At 60.9% G+C, this 15,091-nt stretch carries 14 protein-coding genes; 5 read left to right on the top strand and 9 right to left on the bottom strand.

Annotated elements, in window-relative coordinates:
* Window positions 1-10 precede the first annotated feature (10 nt).
* A complete protein-coding gene (locus SNL23_RS05760) occupies window positions 11-1,681 on the bottom strand; it encodes a putative bifunctional diguanylate cyclase/phosphodiesterase (protein WP_076013137.1) in 1,671 nt (556 codons plus the stop codon).
* Between the two features lie 267 nt (window positions 1,682-1,948).
* On the opposite strand from SNL23_RS05760, the gene rep reads away from it, so the two are divergent.
* Both rep and SNL23_RS05750 read left to right on the top strand, forming a co-directional pair.
* Entirely contained in the window at window positions 1,949-3,958 is a 2,010-nt protein-coding gene (gene rep / locus SNL23_RS05755) for a DNA helicase Rep (RefSeq protein WP_076013138.1), read from the top strand.
* 57 nt (window positions 3,959-4,015) lie between these two features.
* Window positions 4,016-4,588: a xanthine phosphoribosyltransferase gene (locus SNL23_RS05750; protein WP_008439415.1), complete on the top strand. Its 573-nt coding sequence runs from the start codon at window positions 4,016-4,018 to the stop codon at window positions 4,586-4,588.
* Window positions 4,589-4,698: 110 nt separating this feature from the next.
* Here the strand turns inward: SNL23_RS05750 and SNL23_RS05745 are convergent, their stop codons facing one another.
* From SNL23_RS05745 to dadA, 6 genes are all read right to left on the bottom strand, one after another.
* Window positions 4,699-6,621 (bottom strand): acetyl-CoA hydrolase/transferase C-terminal domain-containing protein, encoded by a 1,923-nt coding sequence (locus SNL23_RS05745; protein ID WP_318301818.1) that lies wholly within the window; start codon window positions 6,619-6,621, stop codon window positions 4,699-4,701.
* A gap of 135 nt (window positions 6,622-6,756) precedes the next feature.
* Entirely contained in the window at window positions 6,757-7,173 is a 417-nt protein-coding gene (locus SNL23_RS05740; protein ID WP_076013140.1) for a c-type cytochrome, read from the bottom strand.
* Window positions 7,174-7,355: 182 nt separating this feature from the next.
* The gene (locus SNL23_RS05735; protein ID WP_003208755.1) at window positions 7,356-7,904 is read right to left on the bottom strand and encodes a cupin domain-containing protein; all 549 of its coding nucleotides are present in this window, start codon (window positions 7,902-7,904) and stop codon (window positions 7,356-7,358) included.
* Window positions 7,905-8,020: 116 nt separating this feature from the next.
* A complete protein-coding gene (alr, locus tag SNL23_RS05730; protein WP_318301817.1) occupies window positions 8,021-9,097 on the bottom strand; it encodes an alanine racemase in 1,077 nt (358 codons plus the stop codon).
* 79 nt (window positions 9,098-9,176) lie between these two features.
* A complete protein-coding gene (locus tag SNL23_RS05725; protein ID WP_003208752.1) occupies window positions 9,177-9,530 on the bottom strand; it encodes a RidA family protein in 354 nt (117 codons plus the stop codon).
* Entirely contained in the window at window positions 9,502-10,803 is a 1,302-nt protein-coding gene (dadA, locus tag SNL23_RS05720) for a D-amino acid dehydrogenase (RefSeq protein WP_063033857.1), read from the bottom strand. The genes SNL23_RS05725 and dadA overlap by 29 nt, the downstream gene beginning before the upstream one ends.
* A 156-nt stretch (window positions 10,804-10,959) precedes the next feature.
* On the opposite strand from dadA, the gene SNL23_RS05715 reads away from it, so the two are divergent.
* The gene (locus SNL23_RS05715) at window positions 10,960-11,448 is read left to right on the top strand and encodes an Lrp/AsnC ligand binding domain-containing protein (RefSeq protein WP_003206849.1); all 489 of its coding nucleotides are present in this window, start codon (window positions 10,960-10,962) and stop codon (window positions 11,446-11,448) included.
* A gap of 3 nt (window positions 11,449-11,451) precedes the next feature.
* Here SNL23_RS05715 and SNL23_RS05710 read toward each other — a convergent pair whose 3' ends face one another.
* Window positions 11,452-11,805, bottom strand: a complete 354-nt coding sequence (locus SNL23_RS05710) for a YkgJ family cysteine cluster protein (protein ID WP_008439419.1) — start codon at window positions 11,803-11,805, stop codon at window positions 11,452-11,454.
* Window positions 11,806-11,920: 115 nt separating this feature from the next.
* Here SNL23_RS05710 and SNL23_RS05705 point away from each other — a divergent pair, with 115 nt between their 5' ends.
* Window positions 11,921-13,213: an NAD(P)/FAD-dependent oxidoreductase gene (locus SNL23_RS05705; protein WP_076013142.1), complete on the top strand. Its 1,293-nt coding sequence runs from the start codon at window positions 11,921-11,923 to the stop codon at window positions 13,211-13,213.
* A 1-nt stretch (window position 13,214) separates the two neighbouring features.
* Here SNL23_RS05705 and SNL23_RS05700 read toward each other — a convergent pair whose 3' ends face one another.
* The gene (locus SNL23_RS05700; RefSeq protein ID WP_167664001.1) at window positions 13,215-13,451 is read right to left on the bottom strand and encodes a DUF1127 domain-containing protein; all 237 of its coding nucleotides are present in this window, start codon (window positions 13,449-13,451) and stop codon (window positions 13,215-13,217) included.
* Between the two features lie 165 nt (window positions 13,452-13,616).
* Between SNL23_RS05700 and SNL23_RS05695 the strand changes: the two genes are divergently transcribed.
* Window positions 13,617-15,041 carry an aminotransferase-like domain-containing protein gene (locus tag SNL23_RS05695; RefSeq protein ID WP_258342817.1) on the top strand — a complete coding sequence of 475 codons (1,425 nt, stop codon included), beginning with the start codon at window positions 13,617-13,619 and terminating at the stop codon, window positions 15,039-15,041.
* Window positions 15,042-15,091: the final 50 nt, after the last annotated feature.

Below are 15,091 nucleotides of genomic sequence, written 5' to 3'. Positions count from 1 at the left end.
GTTCACAATATTAGATCACGCCGCCCACCAACTCCTGGCTGTCACCAAACGTCAGGTAGTCCACCAGTTCCGACAGCGGCAACGGTTTGCTGATCAGGTAACCCTGGGCCTGATCGCAGCCGAACAACCGCAGCAACGCCAGTTGCTCTGCGGTTTCCACGCCCTCGGCCACCACTTCCAGATTCAGGTTGTGGGCCAGGTTGATCATCGCGTGGACCAGCTTGCGGTTCTCTTCGCGCTCTTCCATGCCGCCGACGAAGCTCTTGTCGATCTTCAGCAAGGCAATCGGCAGGCTGTTGAGGTGCACGAACGACGAAAAGCCGGTACCGAAGTCATCCAGGGAAAAGCGCACGCCCAGGCGGCCAAGGGCGTCCATGGTCTGCTTGACCAGGTCGCTGCGGCGCATCACCGCAGTTTCCGTCAATTCAAATTCCAGCCACTGGGCTTCCACGCCACGCTCGGCAATCAGCCGGCTGAGGGTGCTGAGCAATTGGCTGTCCTGGAACTGGCGGAACGACAGGTTGACGGCCATGTGCAACGGCGCAATCCCGCGTTCGCGCAGGTCCTGCATGTCGCGCAGGGCCCGGGAAATCACCCAGTAGCCCAGCGGCACGATCAAGCCGCTCTGCTCGGCCAGGGGCACGAACTCGCTCGGCGGCAACAGCCCGCGCTCACCGTGGCGCCAGCGCACCAACGCTTCAAGGCCGACGATATGCCCGTCGTCGAGGTCCAGCCGCGGCTGGTAATGCAGTTCCAGCTCGTCACGGCGCAACGCCCGGCGAAGTTCGCTTTCCAGGTCGGCGAGACTGCGGGCGTTGCGGTTGATGCGTTCGTTGAAGATATGAAAGGTGCAGCCCTGGGTGCTCTTGGCTTGCTGCATGGCGATATGGGCGTGCCACATCAGCGGGTCGGCGCCGGCCCGGGCCCGGGCATGTGCCACGCCGAGGCTGCAACCGATCAGCAGGCTTTCGCCATCGACCCAATACGGTTCGGCCATGGCTTCGATGATGCGTTCAGCCATCCATTCGGCGCGCTGGGGCGCACGGCGGGTGTCGATCAGCAGGGCGAATTCATCGCTGCCCAGGCGCGCCAGTTGATCACCGGCCTCCAGCTGGCTCTTGAGCCGCGAGACCACTTGCAGGATCAGCCGGTCGCCGGCCTGGTGGCCGAGGGCGTCGTTGGCGTGGCGGAAGTTGTCCAGGTCGAGGTGACCGAGGGCGACGCCACGGCCTTCGTTTTCCGCCAGGCGGGCGGTCAGCAGGGTCTGGAAACCCTGGCGGTTGGCGATACCGGTCAGCGGGTCCTGCTCGGCCAGGCGTTGCAGGGTGTTTTCCAGCACACCGCGCTCGCGCACATGCCGCAGGCAACGGCGCAATGTATCGACATCCAATGCATTCAGGATCAGCCAGTCGCTGACGCCGAGGGGCGAAACCAGAGGTTCCTCTTCCAACAGCAATACCGTTGGCAAGCTGCAACGACCGGGGCCGGGCTGAAGGCTGGCCGTGGTCAACAACACCGCACTGTGATCGTCGTCGAACAGATTGCTCACAGACTCCCAGTTTGGCGCGCTGATCAGCACAGCTCCGTCGCCCATCGGCGCCAGGCACTCGCGCAATAACGCTGCCCACGCTGGCTCATCGGCCAGTAGCAGCAAACGCAAGGGTTCGACAGGCGTAGACAAGCTAGCTCCCTAGACTCTGCAAAATTTCGTTGGCGGCGGGCATTATGACGTGCGGCCAGATAATGACCAATGATATGGGTTATCAAATACGCACTGCGCGGCTCTAGACCGAACAATAGTCCTAAATACCCTATACATCCTGCGGCAAAGTAACAAAACCGGCAAATTTAGATCGAGTGGTACGTCACACTGTCGTTCAGAGGCAGCAGAATCTTGCCAGCCTGTTAAAATGCCAGCCCTTTTGATCAATGACTCCCTGAATTCTGTATGTCCCGACTCAATCCCCGGCAGCAAGAAGCCGTGAACTACGTCGGCGGCCCTCTATTGGTGCTCGCCGGTGCCGGTTCCGGCAAGACCAGCGTGATCACCCGCAAGATCGCGCACCTGATCCAGAGCTGCGGCATCCGCGCCCAGTACATCGTCGCCATGACCTTTACCAACAAGGCGGCGCGGGAAATGAAAGAGCGCGTCGGCACCCTGCTCAAGGGTGGCGAAGGCCGTGGCCTCACTGTGTGTACCTTCCACAACCTGGGGCTGAACATCATCCGCAAGGAGCATGTGCGGTTGGGCTACAAGCCGGGCTTCTCGATCTTTGACGAGACTGACGTCAAGGCGCTGATGACCGACATCATGCAAAAGGAATACGCGGGCGACGACGGCGTCGACGAGATCAAGAACATGATCGGCTCGTGGAAAAACGACCTGATCCTGCCCGCCGAAGCCCTCGAAAATGCGCGTAACCCCAAGGAACAGACCGCCGCCATCGTCTACACCCACTATCAGCGCACGCTCAAGGCGTTCAACGCGGTGGACTTCGACGACCTTATCCTGCTGCCGGTGAAGCTGTTCCAGGAACACGCCGACATCCTCGAAAAGTGGCAGAACAAGGTCCGCTACCTGCTGGTGGACGAATACCAGGACACCAACGCCAGCCAGTACCTGCTGGTGAAGCTGCTGATCGGCACGCGCAACCAGTTCACCGTGGTGGGCGACGACGACCAGTCGATCTACGCCTGGCGCGGCGCCCGCCCGGAAAACCTGATGCTGCTCAAGGACGACTACCCGTCCCTGAAAGTGGTGATGCTGGAGCAGAACTACCGCTCCACCAGCCGCATCCTGCGTTGCGCCAACGTACTGATCTCCAACAACCCCCACGAGTTTGAAAAACAACTGTGGAGCGAGATGGGCCACGGCGACGAGATCCGCGTGATCCGCTGCCGCAACGAAGACGCCGAAGCCGAACGCGTGGCCGTCGAACTGCTCACCCTGCACCTGCGTACCGACCGGCCCTACAGCGACTTTGCGATCCTGTACCGCGGCAACTACCAGGCCAAGCTGATCGAGTTGAAGCTGCAGCACCACCAGATTCCTTATCGTCTGTCGGGCGGCAACAGCTTTTTCGGACGCCAGGAAGTGAAAGACCTGATGGCCTACTTCCGGCTGATCGTGAACCCGGACGACGACAACGCCTTCCTGCGGGTGATTAACGTCCCACGCCGGGAAATCGGTTCGACCACCCTGGAAAAGCTCGGCAACTACGCCACCGAACGCAAGATCTCGATGTACGCCGCCACCGACGAAATCGGCCTGGGCGAACACCTGGACACCCGCTTCACCGATCGCTTGGCGCGCTTCAAGCGTTTCATGGACAAGGTGCGCGAGCAATGTTCCGGCGAAGACCCGATCAGTGCCCTGCGCAGCATGGTCATGGACATCGACTACGAGAACTGGTTGCGCACCAACAGCTCCAGCGACAAGGCCGCCGATTACCGCATGGGCAACGTGTGGTTCCTGATCGAGGCGTTGAAAAACACCCTGGAGAAGGATGAAGAAGGCGAGATGACCGTCGAGGACGCCATCGGCAAGCTGGTCCTGCGGGACATGCTTGAACGCCAGCAGGAAGAGGAAGACGGCGCCGAAGGCGTGCAGATGATGACCTTGCATGCGTCCAAGGGCCTGGAATTCCCCTACGTGTTCATCATGGGCATGGAAGAGGAAATCCTCCCGCACCGCTCCAGTATCGAAGCCGACACCATCGAAGAAGAACGGCGCCTGGCCTACGTGGGCATTACCCGCGCGCGTCAGACCCTGGCCTTCACCTTTGCCGCGAAACGCAAGCAGTACGGCGAGATCATCGATTGTGCCCCCAGCCGGTTCCTCGACGAGCTGCCGCCGGATGACCTGGCGTGGGAAGGCAACGACGACACACCAACCGAAGTCAAAGCCGTTCGCGGCAATACCGCACTGGCGGATATACGCGCGATGTTAAAGCGCTAGAATCGACTACTTTTTAATCTACTTTCGGCGCGTGTTGCGCCAACAGAGGAAGCTTTCGTGGAAGCACTGCACAAGAAAATTCGCGAAGAAGGCATCGTGCTTTCCGATCAGGTACTCAAGGTCGACGCCTTTCTGAACCACCAGATCGACCCGGCGCTGATGAAACTGATCGGTGACGAATTCGCTGCGTTGTTCAAGGATTCGGGCATTACCAAGATCGTCACCATCGAAGCCTCGGGCATTGCGCCGGCGATCATGACCGGCCTGAACCTCGGCGTACCGGTGATTTTCGCGCGCAAGCAACAGTCCCTGACCCTGACTGAGAACCTGCTGTCGGCAACGGTGTATTCCTTCACCAAGAAAACCGAAAGCACCGTGGCGATTTCCCCGCGCCACCTGACCAGCAGCGACCGCGTGCTGATCATCGATGACTTCCTGGCCAACGGTAAGGCGTCCCAAGCACTGATTTCGATCATCAAACAGGCCGGCGCGACCGTTGCGGGTTTGGGGATTGTGATCGAGAAGTCGTTCCAGGGTGGCCGTGCGGAGCTGGATGCGCAGGGTTATCGGGTTGAGTCGCTGGCGCGGGTGCAGTCGTTGGCGGGTGGTGTAGTTACCTTCATCGAGTAACCGACACCCACATACTGTAGGAGCGAGCTTGCTCGCGAAGAACGTTAACGATAACGCTGGCATTCTGGATGAACGCGTTGTCTGGACGTTTTTCGCGAGCAAGCTTGCTCCTACAGTGACGTCGCCCGAAGCCCTGCCAGCAGCAGGCGCTGATACAAGTCCTCTTTCAACCCCTCCGGCTTATCCAACCGCATCCGCACCAAATGCTCGGGAAACGCCTCCGGCTCCGGTGCATCCAGCGCCGCCTTGCCCAATTCCAGAATCTCCGTCAGCTTGAATTTGCTCTTGAGCCAGTTCAACGCCCGCAGCAAATCCCGCTCTTCATCGGTGAAGTCACAGCCCAACGGATACTCCGGGAACAACCGGGGATGCCGCGCCTGAATCGCCTGCAAACGCTCCGGCGTGTTGTCGGCAAACCGCGGATCCAGCTGGAAATTTTTCGGCAACTTCCCAGCCTTCTGCGCCTGTTCGATCAAGTCTTCCTGGAATCGTGAGTCGGTGATATTCAGCAGCCGCTCAATCACCTTGGCATCAGTCTGCCCACGCAAATCCGCGATCCCGTATTCGGTGATGACGATGTCCCGCAGGTGCCGGGGAATCGTGCAGTGGCCGTATTCCCAGACGATATTGGAGCTGACATCACCCCCCGATTCGCGCCAGCTGCGCAGGATCAGAATCGAGCGCGCGCCTTCCAGCGCATGGCCTTGGGCGACGAAGTTGTATTGCCCGCCGACACCGCTGAGCACCCGGCCGTCTTCCAACTGGTCGGCCACGCCCGCGCCCAACAGGGTCACGGTAAACGCGCTGTTGATAAACCGCGCATCCAGGCGCTGCAAGCGCTTGAGTTCTTCTTGGCCGTACAGCTCGTTGATGTAGCTGATGCGGGTCATGTTGAATTCCAGGCGCTTGCTCTGGGGCAAATCCCGCAGGCGCTCGTAGAAACTTTGCGGGCCGAGGAAGAAGCCGCCGTGCACCGAAATGCCGTCGGTCTGCGCCGCTTCGTCCAGGGTGCCGGCGTTGGCCCGCTCCTGGGTCGCCACGTCCGGGTACACCTTGCGCCGCACAATCCCGGCGTCGGCCAACACCAGCAGGCCGTTGACGAACATTTCGCTGCAACCGTACAGGCCACGGGCGAAGGGTGCGACGCCGCCTTCATGGCTGATCAGCGGCGCCCATTGGTACACATCCAGGTCGGTGAGCAACAGGCGATACGCCTCATTGTCCGCCTGACGCGCCAACAAGGCGGCGGTCAGCGCGTCGCCCATGGAGCCGATGCCGATCTGCAAGGTGCCACCGTCGCGCACCAGGGTGCTGGCGTGCAAACCGATGAAGTGGTCTTGGAAGCCCACTGGCATGTTCGGGGTGGAGAACAGCGTGGTGCTGTCCTTCTCGTCGATCAGGAAGTCGAATTCATCCATGCCCAGTTCAGCGTCGCCGGGCATGTATGGCAAATCGCTGTGAACCTGGCCCACCACCAGAATGGTCTCGCCGGCCTCGCGGCGCTTGGCGATCATCGGCAACAGGTCGAGGGTGATGTCGGGGTTGCAGCTCAGGCTCAGGCGGTCCGGGTGTTCGGCGCTGCTGGCTACCAGTTGCGCGACGAGGTTCAGGCCGGCGGCATTGATGTCGCGGGCGGCGTGGCTGTAGTTGCTGCTGACGTAATCCTGCTGGGCCGAGGCGCTGTGCAATAAACTGCCGGGCTGCATGAAAAACTGCTGCACATGAATGTTGGCCGGCAGATTGTCCTTGTGCAGGGCGGCGAGGAAATCCAGCTCGGGATAGTCACCGAAGACCCGTTCGATAAAGGGTTCGAGGAAGCGCTTCTGCAAACCATCGCCCAAGGTGGGCCGACCCAGGGCCAGGGCGGTGTAGAGGGTCAGCGCCCGGTCCGGCAGCTTGGCGATACGCCGGTACAGCGCGTTGACGAACAGGTTGGGTTTGCCCAGGCCCAAGGGCATGCCCATGTGAATATGCGCCGGCAGCCGTGCCAGTACGTCGTCGACCGCTTGCTCAATTGAACACAACTGCACCATCCGACTTCTCCCGAACATTCCATGAATTGGGGTTGGACCGAGCTTGCCGGGTCTTTGCTGCAAAGAACAGCCTCAAAAGGCAAATTTCAGGCACAAAAAAGCCGCTGGTCAGCGGCTTTTTTGGCGAAGATCGGTTTATTTAAGACCCGACATCTTCTCGATCGCACCTTTAAGCTCGTCATCCGAGCAGTCGGCACAGGTGCCTTTTGGCGGCATGGCGTTCAGGCCGGTGATGGCCTTCGCCAGCAGGCCGTCGAGGCCACCCTGGTGATCAGCGCGGTCTTTCCAGGCGGCGGTGTCGCCAATTTTCGGAGCGCCCAACAGGCCGGTACCGTGGCAAGCGTTGCAGTGCTTGGCGATTACGTCATCCGGCGATTTCGCGCCACCGCCGCCGCCCGCAGCCACTGCTACTTCCATCCCCTTGCACTCTTGGCCCTGGACGCACACCTGGCCGACAGGCTCCAGGCGTTTGGCAATTTCATCATTGGTCGCAGCTTGAGCGCTGACAGCCCATAGGGCCAGTACGGTTGCTGGTGCAGCCAGCATTTTCATAATTAGGTTCACGCGTTCACCCTCAATGGTGGCTATTCACGCCTGCGGCCACGGTTTCGCAGGCGGCGAAAGTATAACGGTTAGCCCGCCCCGCCGAAACAACCCTATTAACCAAGGGGAGATTCAGCAGGGCGGAATGCTGCTACGGGAGTCTCTGCGACATAGGCAGGACGCCTCTTTTCTTAAAAGTTCGCGGGTGTGGCTGCGCTGATTAGTCGCGCCGGCACTTCGAACGGATTACGAAAACGGTGCGGCTTGGTGCTTTCAAAGTAGTAGCTATCGCCGGCTTCGAGCACAAAAGTTTCAAGGCCGACTACCAGCTCCAGGCGGCCTTCCACCAGAATCCCGGTTTCCTCGCCCTCATGGGTGAGCATCTCTTCGCCGGTATCAGCACCGGGCGGGTAGATCTCGTTGAGGAACGCAATCGCCCGGCTCGGGTGCGCGCGGCCCACCAGTTTCATGGTGACGGCGCCGTCGGAGATATCGATCAGCTCATTGGCTTTATAGACGATCTGGGTCGGTTTTTCCTGGAGGATCTCCTCGGAAAAGAACTCCACCATCGACATGGGAATGCCGCCCAGCACCTTGCGCAAGGAGCTGATGGAGGGGCTGACACTGTTTTTTTCGATCATCGAAATGGTGCTGTTGGTGACGCCCGCGCGCTTGGCTAGCTCACGCTGGGAAAGACCTTTCAGTTTACGGATGGATTGCAGTCGTTCGCCGACGTCCAATGCAGGAGCCTCCTAGGATTCAGGCGTTGTTGTAATTGAGCGTTATCATGGCGACAGCGTTCAGTATTTACAACACTTTGGCCTAAATCCCGGGATCTGCCATTCGTGGGTGCCGCTCAAGCGCCGGAATAGAGCCGTGGCACCCGGCGCAGGTTGCAGAAGATCTGGTAGGGAATGGTGTCGGCGGCGGTGGCAACGTCACTGGCGAGGATATTTTTGCCCCACAATTCGACGGTGGAACCAAGCTCGGCCTGGGGCACGTCGGTCAGGTCAATACACAGCATGTCCATCGACACGCGGCCCAGCAACTGACTGCGCTGGCCGGCCACCAGCACCGGGGTCCCGGTGGGGGCGTGGCGCGGGTATCCGTCGGCATAACCCATGGCAACCACGCCGACGCGCATCGGTTTCGGCGTGATGAACCTGGCGCCGTAACCCACCGGCTCACCGGCCGGCAGTTCACGTACGCAGATGACTTTCGATTCGAGGGTCATCACCGGCTGCAAACGCGCGGCGATGGCCTGGTCTTCGCCAAATGGCGTGGCGCCGTAGAGCATGATGCCCGGGCGCACCCAGTCACTGGAAACGTTCGGCCAGCCCAGCACCGACGGCGAGTTGCGCAGGCTGACCTGAGCCGACAAGCCCTGGCGCGCTGCTTCAAACACCGCTACTTGCTCTTCGCTGCTGGTGCTGTCCAGCTCATCGGCACGGGCGAAGTGGCTCATCAGCACGATCTTCGCGACTTTGCCGCTGGCCAGCAGCCGCTGGTAAGCGTCGTGATAATCCTTGGGGTGCAAGCCGACACGGTGCATGCCCGAATCAAGCTTGAGCCAGACGGTCAGCGGCTTGCTGAGCTGCGCCTGCTCGATCGCGTCCAGTTGCCACAGCGAATGCACCACGCACCAGAAATCATGCTCGATGATCAGCGGCAGTTCGTCGGCTTCGAAAAAACCTTCGAGCAACAGCACCGGCCCGCGAATTCCGGCAGCCCGCAGTTCCAGCGCTTCCTCGATGCAGGCCACGGCAAAGCCGTCCGCCTCGGCTTCCAGCGCCTGGGCAACGCGCACGGCACCGTGGCCGTAGGCATCGGCCTTGATCACGGCGAGGGCCTTGGCCCCACCCGTGACTTCACGGGCCAGTTGGTAGTTGAGGCGCAGGGCTTGGAGGTCGATCAGGGCACGGGCAGGACGCATGGCGGCGGGCTTCTAGGCGGCAGTGAGAAGAAAAAACCGGCACCCACTGACTGCGCGGGCACCGGGAGAGGAGTTTTGCTTAAGGCAGAGCGGCCACAACCGACAGCTCCACCAGGATTTCCGGTTCGCAGAGTTTCGCTTCAACCGTGGCACGGGCCGGCGCGACGCCTTTTGGCAGCCACTTGTCCCATACCGCGTTCATCCCGGCGAAATCAGCGTCGATGTCTTTCAGGTAGATGGTCACCGACAGCAGCTTGGTCTTGTCGGTACCGGCCAGGTCCAGCAAACGCTCGATATTGACGAGGGTTTCGCGGGTCTGCTGTTCAATCCCGGCACTCATGTCGTCGCCGACCTGCCCTGCCAGATACACGGTACCGCTGTGAACAACGATCTGGCTCATGCGCTCATTGGTGAGCTGGCGCTGGATTGACATGTTTTGCGGACTCCTGGTGGTTGCCATAACGGGAAATATCGAGGCCTTCGGCACTGATTTGCGGGGTTTTCTTCGCCATCAAATCGGCCAGCAAACGACCAGAGCCACAGGCCATGGTCCAGCCGAGGGTGCCGTGACCGGTGTTCAGGAACAGGTTTTTGAACGGAGTAGCACCGACAATCGGCGTGCCGTCTGGCGTGGTCGGGCGCAGGCCGGTCCAGAAACTGGCCTGGCTCAAATCACCGCCCTGAGGATAAAGGTCGTTGACGATCATCTCCAGGGTTTCCCGCCGGCGAGGGTTCAGCGACAGGTCAAAACCGGCTATCTCAGCCATGCCACCAACGCGAATGCGGTTGTCGAAACGGGTGATCGCGACCTTGTAGGTCTCGTCGAGAATGGTCGAAGTCGGGGCCATCGCCGCGTTGGTGATCGGCACGGTCATCGAGTAACCCTTGAGCGGGTACACCGGCGCCTTGATCCCCAGTGGCTTGAGCAGTTTCGGCGAGTAGCTGCCGAGGGCCAGCACGTAGCGATCGGCGGTTTCCAGCTTGCCGTCGATCCATACGCCGTTGATCCGGTCACCGGCGTAGTCCAGGCGCTGGATATCTTGCTCGAAGCGGAATTCGACTCCCAGCTGCTTGCACATGTCGGCAAGGCGGGTGGTAAACATCTGGCAGTCGCCGGTCTGGTCGTTCGGCAGGCGCAGGGCACCGGCGAGGATATCCGTAACGCTGGCCAGGGCCGGCTCGACCCGGGCAATGCCGGCGCGGTCCAGCAGCTCGTAAGGCACACCAGACTCTTTCAACACGGCGATGTCCTTGGCGGCACCGTCCAGCTGGGCCTGGGTACGGAACAACTGCGTGGTCCCCAAGGTGCGGCCTTCGTAGGCAATGCCCGTCTCGGCGCGCAGCTCATCGATGCAGTCGCGGCTGTACTCAGACAGGCGCACCATGCGCTCCTTGTTCACCGCATAGCGGCTGGCGGTACAGTTGCGCAGCATCTGCGCCATCCACAGGTACTGATCAATATCGGCGGTGGCCTTGATCGCGAGGGGTGCGTGGCGCTCCAGCAGCCATTTGATGGCCTTGAGCGGCACACCTGGTGCAGCCCATGGCGAGGCGTAGCCCGGCGAGATCTGCCCGGCGTTGGCGAAACTGGTCTCCATGGCCACAGCCGGCTGACGGTCGACCACGACCACTTCAAAACCAGCTCGTGCCAAATAGTAGGCACTGGCCACGCCAATGACACCGCTACCCAAGACCAGAACGCGCATTTTTATTCCCTCATCACGGCTTGACCGCTGACGTTTGTTGTTCAGCACAAAGATGTGGGCAGTATAAAAAGCAATCACCAGTGCATTTCACTATATAACTGCCTATATTTGGCGACAATTCTCGGCAAAAACCCTTTTCACGGAGGAGCATCCCCTATGCGGACCAACACTCAGACCAAGCGGGAGCTGGACAAGATCGACCGTAACATCCTGCGCATCCTGCAGGCTGACGGGCGAATTTCGTTTACTGAGCTGGGGGAAAAGGTCGGCCTGTCGACCACACCGTGCACCGAGCGTGTCCGGCGCCTGGAGCGCGAAGGGATCATCATGGGCTACAACGCCCGGCTCAATCCGCAGCATTTGAAGGGCAGCCTGCTGGTGTTTGTCGAGATCAGCCTCGACTACAAGTCCGGCGACACCTTTGAAGAATTCCGACGCGCCGTGCTGAAACTGCCCCACGTGCTGGAGTGCCATCTGGTGTCAGGGGATTTCGACTACCTGGTGAAGGCGCGCATCTCCGAGATGGCGTCCTACCGCAAATTGCTCGGCGATATCCTGCTCAAGCTGCCCCACGTAAGGGAATCCAAGAGCTATATCGTGATGGAAGAGGTGAAGGAGAGTTTGAACCTGCCGATCCCGGACTGAGGGCTAGACCAGCACTTGCCGCGTGCTCGCCATGTACGCGTGAATCTGCTTTTCCACCCGTGGGTGGATCAACTCCACCGGGCGGCGGTCGTTGGGGCATGGCAAGGTCGGCGTGGTGCCGAACAGGCGGCAAATCAGCGGGCGTTCGTCATACACCGTGCAGCCGTTGGGGCCGAGGTGCACGCAGTTGAGTTCGTCCATCGCCGCTTCCTGCTCGGCAGCGGTCTTGCGCGGCAGGCGCGACATTTCCTCGGTGGACGTGGTTACCGGCCCACAGCAGTCGTGGCAACCCGGGACGCACTCGAACGAGGGAATCTGCCGGCGCAGCGCGTTGACTTTCTGACTGTTGCAACTCATCGACACAGGGACCGAACGGCGAATAGGCGTGGATTCTGCCCTAAAAGCCCCCGGTGAGACAGCTTCGCCCGACCGCTGTATCCTGCGTCAAATTTTCCAAACAGGGATGCTCCCCATGACCGCCAGCGCCCGGCACGCCAATTCCTACTACGCCGCCAGCAGTTTCCCGCAGCCTGATTATCCAGTGCTGACAGGTGAGATCGTGGCCGATGTGTGCGTGGTTGGCGGCGGCTTTTCGGGGCTTAACACCGCCCTGGAACTGGCTGAGCGTGGTTTCAGCGTGGTGTTGCTGGAAGCCCGCAAGATTGCCTGGGGCGCCAGCGGGCGCAATGGCGGGCAGCTGATTCGTGGTGTCGGCCATGGACTCGACCAGTTCACCAACGTCATCGGCGCCGAGGGCGTGCGCCAGATGAAACTGATGGGCCTGGAAGCCGTGGAAATCGTGCGCCAGCGGGTCGATCGTTCGCAGATCGCCTGCGACCTGACCTGGGGTTACTGCGACCTGGCCAACAAACCCCGCGACCTGGAACACCTGGCCGCCGACGCCGAAGAGCTGCAAGGCCTTGGCTATCGCCATGAAGTGCGCCTGCTGCAAGCGAGCGAGATGCGCAGTGTGATCGGCTCCAACCGCTATGTTGGCGGCATGATCGACATGGGCTCCGGCCACCTGCACCCGCTGAACTTGGCCCTCGGCGAGGCAGCAGCGGCACAGCAGTTGGGCGTCCAGTTGTTCGAGCATTCCGAGGCGGTGCGGATTGATTACGGCCCGGAGGTCAACGTTCACACCGCCCAGGGCAACGTGCGCGCCAAGACCCTGGTGCTGGGCTGCAATGCTTATTTGAACGGCCTTAACCCGCACCTGAGCGGCAAGGTGCTGCCCGCCGGCAGCTACATCATCGCCACCGAGCCGTTAAGCGAAGCCCAGGCGGCCGAGCTGCTGCCGCAGAACATGGCGGTGTGTGATCAGCGAGTGACAGTGGACTACTTCCGCTTGTCCGCCGACCGACGCTTGCTGTTCGGCGGTGCCTGCCATTATTCCGGACGCGACCCACAGGACATTGGCGCCTACATGCGCCCCAAGATGCTCCAGGTGTTCCCGCAGTTGGCCAACGTAAAAATCGACTACCAATGGGGCGGCATGATCGGCATCGGCGCCAACCGCCTGCCGCAGATTGGCCGGCTGGCCGACCAACCCAACGTGTATTTCGCCCAGGCCTATGCGGGTCACGGCCTCAATGCCACCCACCTGGCGGGCAAACTGCTGGGCGAAGCCATCAGCGGCCAGCAAAGCGGGCGTTTTGATCTGTTTGCCAAGGTGCCGCACATCACCTTCCCGGGCGGCAAGCATTTGCGCTCGCCGCTGCTGGCCCTGGGAATGCTCTGGCACCGGTTGAAAGAACTGGTCTGAATCAACCGCGCCAGAAGGGTTTCAAGCCTTCCTGGCGCGCCTGTTCGACACTCAGGCCCACGTCACGCAGTTGCTCCGGGGTCAGTTCCAGCAAGGTCTTGCGCGTGTGCATGCGGTGCCAGAACAACGCCCAGGAGCGGAGTGCCGGGGCCTTGTGACGCGCCGCCATACGCCGCTCCTGCCCGGCTTCCAGTTCCTGACTGTGTAACGCCAACCGCACATCGCTCAAACCGCTCATTTTCCTGCCCCTCATTTACGTATTGCCATGAGTACGTAGGATGAGCCGGCGCGCAAAACCATGACAGATTCAACAACCCAGTATTAAATCCATACAGATACTGCCTATAGGCGGCTGAATCCTGTATTTTCAGCCTATCTGTACTGGTAATCGGGAAGCATCGCCATGACCCTATACGTCAACCTCGCCGAACTGTTGGGCACGCGAATCGAGCAGGGCTTTTATCGCCCGGGCGATCGATTGCCGTCGGTGCGGGCCTTGAGCGTGGAGCACGGGGTGAGCCTGAGCACCGTACAGCAGGCCTACCGGATGCTGGAAGACAACGGCCTGGCGATGCCCAAACCCAAATCCGGCTACTTTGTACCGGTAGGCCGCGACTTACCGGCACTCCCGGCAGTAGGCCGCCCGGCCCAGCGCCCGGTGGAGATTTCCCAATGGGACCAAGTGCTGGAACTGATCCGCGCGGTGCCACGCAAAGACACCATACAGTTGGGCCGTGGCATGCCGGATGTATTGTCGCCGACCATGAAACCGCTGCTGCGCAGCCTCGCCCGGATCAGTCGGCGCCAGGACATGCCGGGACTGTATTACGACACCATCCACGGCAACCTGGAGCTGCGCGAACAGATCGCGCGCCTGATGCTCGATTCAGGCTGCCAACTGACGCCCCAGGACCTGGTGATCACCACCGGTTGCCATGAAGCGCTGTCCGCCAGTATCCACGCCATCTGCGAGCCGGGCGACATCGTTGCCGTCGACTCGCCAAGCTTCCACGGCGCCATGCAGACCCTCAAAGGCCTGGGCATGAAAGCCCTGGAAATCCCCACCGACCCGCTCACCGGTATCAGCCTGGATGCGCTGGAGCTGGCGCTGGAACAGTGGCCGATCAAAGTCATACAGCTGACCCCCAACTGCAATAACCCGCTGGGCTACATCATGCCGGAGTCGCGCAAACGCGCGCTGCTGACCCTGGCCCAGCGCTTTGACGTGGCGATCATCGAAGACGATGTGTATGGCGAACTGGCCTACAGCTACCCGCGCCCACGCACCATCAAGTCCTTCGACGAAGACGGCCGCGTCGTCCTGTGCAGCTCCTTCTCGAAGACCCTGGCGCCGGGCCTGCGGATCGGCTGGGTAGCACCCGGTCGGTACCTGGAGCGCGTGCTGCACATGAAATACATCAGCACCGGCTCCACCGCGACCCAGCCGCAGATTGCGATTGCCGAATTCCTGAAAGATGGTCATTTCGAACCGCATTTGCGGCGGATGCGTACGCAATACCAGCGTAATCGCGACCTGATGCTCGATTGGGTCAGCCGTTACTTCCCGGCTGGCACCCGCGCCAGCCGTCCACAGGGCAGTTTCATGCTGTGGGTGGAATTACCGGAAGGCTTCGACACCCTGAAGCTCAACCGGGTGTTGTTGGATGAAGGTGTACAGATTGCTGTGGGAAGTATCTTTTCCGCCTCCGGCAAGTACAGGAATTGCCTGCGCATGAACTACGCTGCCAAACCAACGCCGCAGATTGAAGAGGCCGTGCGCAAGGTCGGCGCAACGGCCATCAAGTTGCTGGCCGAAGCCGCGGACTGACCTTTCTCGGGAAATAGCCGTCATATGCCGACAACCGCCCTGATTCGGAA

The organism is Pseudomonas sp. SED1 (assembly GCF_034044025.1).
GTDB lineage: Bacteria > Pseudomonadota > Gammaproteobacteria > Pseudomonadales > Pseudomonadaceae > Aquipseudomonas.
This window is presented reverse-complemented; position numbering and strand designations above follow the sequence as displayed.

Bases quoted from the DNA above. Each gene is read 5' to 3' on its own strand.
- SNL23_RS05705 (WP_076013142.1), top strand. From the start codon at position 11,921: ATGACCGCCAGCGCCCGGCACGCCAATTCCTACTACGCCGCCAGCAGT.
- SNL23_RS05740 (WP_076013140.1), bottom strand. From the start codon at position 7,173: ATGAAAATGCTGGCTGCACCAGCAACCGTACTGGCCCTATGGGCTGTC.
- SNL23_RS05725 (WP_003208752.1), bottom strand. From the start codon at position 9,530: ATGTCAATCCAGCGCCAGCTCACCAATGAGCGCATGAGCCAGATCGTT.
- rep (WP_076013138.1), top strand. From the start codon at position 1,949: ATGTCCCGACTCAATCCCCGGCAGCAAGAAGCCGTGAACTACGTCGGC.
- SNL23_RS05715 (WP_003206849.1), top strand. From the start codon at position 10,960: ATGCGGACCAACACTCAGACCAAGCGGGAGCTGGACAAGATCGACCGT.
- SNL23_RS05745 (WP_318301818.1), bottom strand. From the start codon at position 6,621: ATGGTGCAGTTGTGTTCAATTGAGCAAGCGGTCGACGACGTACTGGCA.
- SNL23_RS05695 (WP_258342817.1), top strand. From the start codon at position 13,617: ATGACCCTATACGTCAACCTCGCCGAACTGTTGGGCACGCGAATCGAG.
- SNL23_RS05700 (WP_167664001.1), bottom strand. From the start codon at position 13,451: ATGAGCGGTTTGAGCGATGTGCGGTTGGCGTTACACAGTCAGGAACTG.
- SNL23_RS05710 (WP_008439419.1), bottom strand. From the start codon at position 11,805: ATGAGTTGCAACAGTCAGAAAGTCAACGCGCTGCGCCGGCAGATTCCC.
- alr (WP_318301817.1), bottom strand. From the start codon at position 9,097: ATGCGTCCTGCCCGTGCCCTGATCGACCTCCAAGCCCTGCGCCTCAAC.
- dadA (WP_063033857.1), bottom strand. From the start codon at position 10,803: ATGCGCGTTCTGGTCTTGGGTAGCGGTGTCATTGGCGTGGCCAGTGCC.